The sequence below is a fragment of the Tolypothrix sp. PCC 7712 genome (assembly GCF_025860405.1).
Taxonomy (GTDB): domain Bacteria; phylum Cyanobacteriota; class Cyanobacteriia; order Cyanobacteriales; family Nostocaceae; genus Aulosira; species Aulosira diplosiphon.
The window spans coordinates 24,858-31,341 of sequence record NZ_CP063798.1 but is presented as its reverse complement, the minus strand read 5'-3'; the positions used below and the strand labels follow the sequence as shown (position 1 = coordinate 31,341).

Below are 6,484 nucleotides of genomic sequence, written 5' to 3'. Positions count from 1 at the left end.
CGAAGAGAAACAAAAAACAGCTACACACTCACCCAAGTAGACTAGGCTAAAAAAAGCAGAAACAAGAAAATAAGTTCTGGCGTATCACCAGCCCTTACACACAGGCACATCTCAGGATTGCCCCAGATTACGCACTGTGGCGTTGTACCCAATCCCGCGCCCTGCCCCCTGGTTCATCCCACCCCAAGACCCCGCGCGGAGACATAGGCAAGCAATACGCCGTAACGCACCTGCGGTGCTGCTATTCCTTCGGAATAGCGGCGTTCATTGCTTGTTGGGGGTGTCCCCCAAACCCCCTTTATAGAGGTATTGTCAAGGGGTAAATTAGTCCAAAAGTTCCGGGTGATTCGCCTACCTGCGCGGCACTTCGTGCCATAGCAGCTACAGCGAATCACCCGGTTAAAAAATAAAAATTCAAATAGTAAAACTCCCAGTTATGCAGCCAGACCCACGCACCAACCTTAGTAATCAACTTGCTCTAGCACTAAGTAATCGGAAAGTAGAGCCAGATACAAAGCGAGAAATAACCATTACCTTTAGGGTAAGCACTGCTGAAAAAACTAGGCTAGAACAACGGTGCAATGGTGTGGTGCAAAGTGACTATATAAGAGCGAGATTATTTGATTACCCTTTACCCCAACCAAAATTGACTATCCCCGAAGTCAACAGACAAACCATCTACGAGCTAAAAAAAATTGGTAACAACCTCAACCAACAAACCAGAGCCATCAACGAAGCAGTAAAAATTGGTAGCCAACCTCTCACCAATAATGTCAAAGAATACCTGCAAACTATAAAAGAATTAACTGCCTTATTAAAACAAACTCACGCCAGCTTATCTCAACCTATACCAGACGAGGATTAGCGAAATGATTACTAAAATCAAAGCCAATAAATCATTTCGCGGTACTACCAAATACGTATTAGAGAAAGAGAAAGCCGAGATTATTGGCGGGAATATGTACGGGATAACCACCGATAAATTAGTAGAGCAATTCACCCTGTCAGCCCACCTTAACCCCCAACTACAAGACCCCTGTTATCACCTCATGCTGAGTGTACCGAAGACTGACAGAGATTTAAATGATGAAGAATTGGCGAATCTCTCCCAACGTCACTTTGCAAATGTCATTGTGCTATCACGGTTAAAAGGGGAAGAAGCCCAAGTCAAACAACCTGATAAAAGGATATCCGACACCAAGTTAAACCAGCTAGTTGATGAATTTATAGAGACAGAACTACCCGCTTATGACTTCTTCATAGCCCGACATTCAGACAAAAAACACGACCACACCCACATCGTTGCATCCAGGGTCAATAACCTAGATGGTAAATCCATTCGTACCTGGAATAATTACGCCCATTCGGAACACTCAGCCCGATTGTTAGAGCGACAATTTAACCTCACACCAGTACAGAGTAGTTGGGAAAGCAAACGGAAAGCCATGACTCGTAATCAACGAGAACGAATCGAACGAGATGGACTTCCAGGCGAAGAAATAATGAGACAAGCTATTGAGCAAGTCGCAACTGATAAACCCACAATGCCAGAGTTTATTGAGCGATTATGGTCAGAACATCAAATCAAAACCATCGTTAGTTATTACAATAATGGCGGAGTCAGAGGCATTAAGTTTGGTATTGAGGTCGGCTCGGTTAATGAAGATGGTTCCCCCCGACTGCTATGGAAACAGGGAGGTAATCTCAATAAATACAAATGCTCATTTACCAAACTTCAAAGTGAATTAGCCATAAATTATGAACCATTACGGGATGATGCAGCAATTAAACGCCTCACTGACCTCATAGAATCAGCCCCGATTCTGCGAATTAATCAGCAAATAATAGAGCAATCAACATCTACTATAACTACAGATAATCTGGAGATATTACCCAAACAATCCGAGCCTATAACAGAAATTAAACCCCCAATAACTCAGACTCAATCATTAGAGCTATACAGGCATTACAGCTTAGAACTAGAGAATGAATTGGTCACAGACCGAGATAAACAAGTAGCGGTCAGAGCCATACAAGATGGTAAAACCGACCCAGAAGTTGCAGAAATACTCAAAGTCAGCCCCGCACTATGGAATCAAGAAGAAGCCAGAGCTTTAGTATTGATTGCTAAAAATCAGTTAGCCAAACAGCAACCATCACCTGAATCACAACAAGCAGAACAACAGCAATTAAGACAAGAATTATTAGCTATAGCAGTCCCCGTAGGTGTAGAGCTAATCAATCACCTAATTGAAGATACTGGCAAAGATAGCCTGAGATTTAAACACTCTAATCTGTCAAAACAAGGTAGAGAATTAGTGTTTACTCATGATGAACGAGGAGAGGTATTTCGTGTCAAAGTCAACCGTAACCCTCAAAGTGAGACTGAATATTCTGTAGTGAATATAGGTGAAGTCAGGCAGTCAGATATTGAGACTTGGCAAAAAGCCAAGCAGATATTACTTGAATATATAGAACATGAGCAACAGCAATCAATGGCTCGAACTAGAGGATTATCACGGTAAATAAAGCTGCGGCTAGTAGTGCATAGTGGAAATTGACAGTAACTTTTATCCTCCAGAACTCTATACTCCTTCCCCCAAAAATGCACAACTCTTAACCGCTTAACTCAATCTATATCGTGTCTGCCACTGCCAATAAATTGTTTTGTAGTTGTGAAAAGTAGTTGAACAATTATTGAAAGCTAGTTTTCTGAATACCCATAACTGTTACAATTATCTAGTGGAAAATTAGTAACTAAAACTCCTGCTTTTATCCATCTATCTGACTGAAAACTCATAACAGAGATATTTGATAAATCACAAACCATTTTCGTGAGAGATTGAAAATTGAGAGCATGACTATTACTACCGATACACAAAAATTATTACCAAATAATCAAAATATTTTTGCCCCTATAGACTCTCTACAATATCGGGCAATTGGTCGGATATGGGGACATTATGTTCCTAGTGCTGAGAATATCCGTAAAGGGCAACTAATAACAACAGACGGTGTAATAATCAATGTCAATCTCATGAATCAAATGGTAAAACTGGTTGCTCATCATCTGGATTTATCATCAGATTATTTGTGGACTGCTTACCCTAAAACTCCACATAATGATTTGGGAATAGGGCTTTATCTCAGTTTGATTAGCGTGAAAGTAGTCCCCAATTATACGGAAATTATCAAAACTGAATTGCATGAAAAACAGCAGCATCAATATTGCCTACCTGTGCTACCTACTCACCCTTATTAAGTTGATTTGCAGCTTCTACTAATGACTTTGCTTTTGCCTCTGGGTCAAATTTTAAGCTGGGATTCCACTTCAAAGCTTTACGAAAGGTAGCAACTGCTTCTTGAGTATCACCTTTTCTTGCTTGCTCCTCACCTTCCCTAATCAGAAATGGCACTGCTGCCATCAAAATAGCTTGATTTTGGCATACTGATAGTTTTTCCAAGCCTTGAGGATGGGTAACAAGGTAATCATGCAGCCAGGCACAACCTCGAGCCAAAAGTTGCTCTAAGTTTTCCACCGGCCACACCCGCACGGTGTCACCACTTGCAGTGACGATCAGCTTGCTATTGGGGCTAAAACTGGCATTTCTGACCCCTTTTTCATGCCGAAGTAGCGCTAACAGCTTACCCGTTGTGTCCCACACCCGCGCTGTCTTGTCATCACTGGCAGTGACAATCAGCTTGCTATCGGTGCTAAAACTGGCATTGTTGACCCTTTTTTCATGCTGAAGTTGGGTTAACAGCTTACCCGTTGTGTCCCACACTCGCGCTGTCTTGTCATCACTGGCAGTAACAATCAGCTTGCTATTGGGGCTAAAACTGGCATACTTGACATAATTCTCATGCCCTTTGAGTAGGGCTAACAGCTTACCCGTCGTGTCCCACACCCGCGCTGTCTTGTCATCACTGGCAGTAACAATCAGCTTGCTATTGGGGCTAAAACTGGCATACTTGACATAATTCTCATGCCCTTTGAGTAGGGCTAACAGCTTACCCGTCGTGTCCCACACCCGCGCTGTCTTGTCAAAACTGGCAGTGACAATCAACTTACTATCCGGGCTAAAACTGGCATTCATGACCGAACTCTCATGCCGAAGTAGGGCTAACAGCTTACCCGTTGTGTCCCACACCCGCGCTGTCTTGTCATCACTGGCAGTAACAATCAGCTTGCTATCCGGGCTAAAACTGGCATTGTAGACCGAACTCTCAGGCCTTTTGAGTAGGGCTAACAGCTTACGCATTGTGTCTCTCTGGGCATTTGTCTGGATTGAATTGATGTAAGACTCATGCCGAAGTAGGGCTAACAGCTTACCCGTTGTGTCCCACACCCGCGCTGTCTTGTCACCACTTGCAGTGACAATCAGCTTGCTATCCGGGCTAAAACTGGCATTGTAGACCGCTCCTTCATGCTGAAGTAGGGCTAACAGCTTACCCATTGTGTCCCACACCCGCGCTGTCTTGTCACCACTTGCAGTGACAATCAGCTTGCTATCTGGGCTAAAACTGGCATTTATGACCGTATCCTGATGCCCTTTAAGTAGGGCTAACAGCTTATCCGTTGTGTCCCACACCTGTGCTGTGTCATCACTGGCAGTGACAATCAGCTTGCTATCCGGGCTAAAACTGGCATTGTTGACCACACTCTGATACCCTTTGAGTTGGGTTAACAACTTACCTGTTGTGTCCCACACCCGCGCTGTGTTGTCAGAACTGGCAGTGACAATCAGCTTGCTATCCGGGCTAAAACTGGCATTGTTGACATAACTCTCATGCCCTTTGAGTTGGGCTAACAGCTTACCCGTTGTGTCCCACACCCGCGCTGTGTTGTCAGAACTAGCAGTGACAATCAGCTTGCTATCCGGGCTAAAACTAGCATTTATGACCGTATCCTGATGCCCTTTGAGTAGGGCTAACAGTTTACCTGTTGTGTCCCACACCCGCGCTGTCTTGTCATCACTGGCAGTAACAATTAGCTTGCTATTCGGGCTAAAACTGGCATTGTAGACCGAACTCTCATGCCGAAGTAGGGCTAACAGTTTACCTGTTGTGTCCCACACCCGCGCTGTCTTGTCATCACTGGCAGTAACAATTAGCTTGCTATTCGGGCTAAAACTGGCATTGTAGACCGAACTCTCATGCCGAAGTAGGGCTAACAGTTTACCTGTTGTGTCCCACACCCGCGCTGTCTTGTCATCACTGGCAGTAACAATTAGCTTGCTATTCGGGCTAAAACTGGCATTCATGACCCTTTCCTCATGCTGAAGTAGGGCTAACAGCTTACCTGTTGTGTCCCACACCCGCGCTGTCTTGTCAAAACTGGCAGTAACAATCAGCTTGCTATCCGGGCTAAAACTGGCATTGTTGACATAACTCTCATGCCCTTTGAGTTGGGCTAACAGCTTACCCGTTGTGTCCCATACCCGCGCTGTGTTGTCAGAACTGGCAGTGACAATCAGCTTGCTATCCGGGCTAAAACTGGCATTGTTGACCGTATCCTGATGCCCTGTAAGCCGCGTCCGTTCTTGAATCCCATCTAAAATTGTTTGCAAAGCTAATATGGGGCTGGTGGCTGGATATTGTTCTAAAGGGCGACCATCCTTAACTAGTGGCTGCAAGCCTTGCCCTGCGCTCATAGCTGAGAATAAGGCTTCTATTGACTGCACCTCAAACTGCTGTAAAGCTGCTACTCCCTCTCGCTCTAGCCTTGTGCCTTCTTGTGCTTCTTGAATAGTTTTGTTTGCCCAGACTCCAACTATTGCTGCTAGTATTAACATCACACCCAGCACACCAGAGCCAATGCGAACCATCTGCCTGGCCTGGTGTCCAGCTTTCATCAATCTTTGATGCGCTGCTTCAGCTTCGCGGCTTTTAGTAATATAGTTCTTCTGCTGTTCTGTAGGTTGTGGTTGTTGAGCAGCACTATAAACAAGCCATTGCTCTGCTGCTTCTAAATCAGTCCCACGTAACAAAAAGCTATCGTTACGTCCCTTGTTCTCCCACTCCAGCGCCCGAATCAGCAAGCGCGTATGCCCACGCACATATTCTAAATTAGTATCAATCGCTTGAATTAGCTGGGGAAAAACACTATCGAAATCATCTTGTTCCCGAAAGAACAGCCAGTTGTGCTTAGAAAGCGCAGGATTCACCTGTTCCATATCAAAGCCTTCTCGCCGCACAATTGGCACAAGGCGCTTATTATTTTTAACTGCGTGTTCAATCTCTTGATTGCAGACTTTAGAGACAATCGAATCTGGGCTAATTACAAAAACAAAGGTGTTTGTTGCCTCAATCCCTGCTTCAATTTCTGCCCACCAATCAGCAGTTAAAGGAATATCTTTCCAGTCAACCCAAGTTTCACGATTCTGAGCTTTGAGTGCGTTTTGGAGAGTAACGACGAATTCTTTGTCCCGGCGCGAATAGGAGATAAAAACGTCTGTCATATTAAGTTACTCAGTTTGCGTCT

Annotated in this window: 4 protein-coding genes; 3 read left to right on the top strand and 1 reads right to left on the bottom strand. The window is 44.4% G+C overall.

Annotated elements, in window-relative coordinates; all coding sequences use genetic code 11:
- The first annotated feature begins 436 nt into the window (after positions 1-436).
- The 3 genes from HGR01_RS41445 (at position 437) to HGR01_RS41435 (ending at position 3,262) form a co-directional block, all read left to right on the top strand.
- Complete coding sequence (locus HGR01_RS41445) at positions 437-865, top strand: MobC family plasmid mobilization relaxosome protein (protein WP_264267992.1); 429 nt, start codon at positions 437-439, stop codon at positions 863-865.
- A 4-nt stretch (positions 866-869) separates the two neighbouring features.
- Positions 870-2,525, top strand: a complete 1,656-nt coding sequence (locus HGR01_RS41440; protein WP_264267991.1) for a relaxase/mobilization nuclease domain-containing protein — start codon at positions 870-872, stop codon at positions 2,523-2,525.
- Between the two features lie 332 nt (positions 2,526-2,857).
- A complete protein-coding gene (locus HGR01_RS41435) occupies positions 2,858-3,262 on the top strand; it encodes a hypothetical protein (protein ID WP_264267990.1) in 405 nt (134 codons plus the stop codon).
- Here the strand turns inward: HGR01_RS41435 and HGR01_RS41430 are convergent.
- Positions 3,246-6,461, bottom strand: coding sequence for a toll/interleukin-1 receptor domain-containing protein (locus HGR01_RS41430; RefSeq protein WP_264267989.1), 3,216 nt, complete (start codon positions 6,459-6,461; stop codon positions 3,246-3,248). The two genes, HGR01_RS41435 and HGR01_RS41430, sit on opposite strands and share 17 nt — an antisense overlap.
- Positions 6,462-6,484 lie beyond the last annotated feature (23 nt).

What these genes read in the sequence shown, in the direction of transcription:
- HGR01_RS41445 (WP_264267992.1), top strand. Translation starts at nt 437, where the DNA reads ATGCAGCCAGACCCACGCACCAACCTTAGTAATCAACTTGCTCTAGCA.
- HGR01_RS41440 (WP_264267991.1), top strand. Translation starts at nt 870, where the DNA reads ATGATTACTAAAATCAAAGCCAATAAATCATTTCGCGGTACTACCAAA.
- HGR01_RS41435 (WP_264267990.1), top strand. Translation starts at nt 2,858, where the DNA reads ATGACTATTACTACCGATACACAAAAATTATTACCAAATAATCAAAAT.
- HGR01_RS41430 (WP_264267989.1), bottom strand. Translation starts at nt 6,461, where the DNA reads ATGACAGACGTTTTTATCTCCTATTCGCGCCGGGACAAAGAATTCGTC.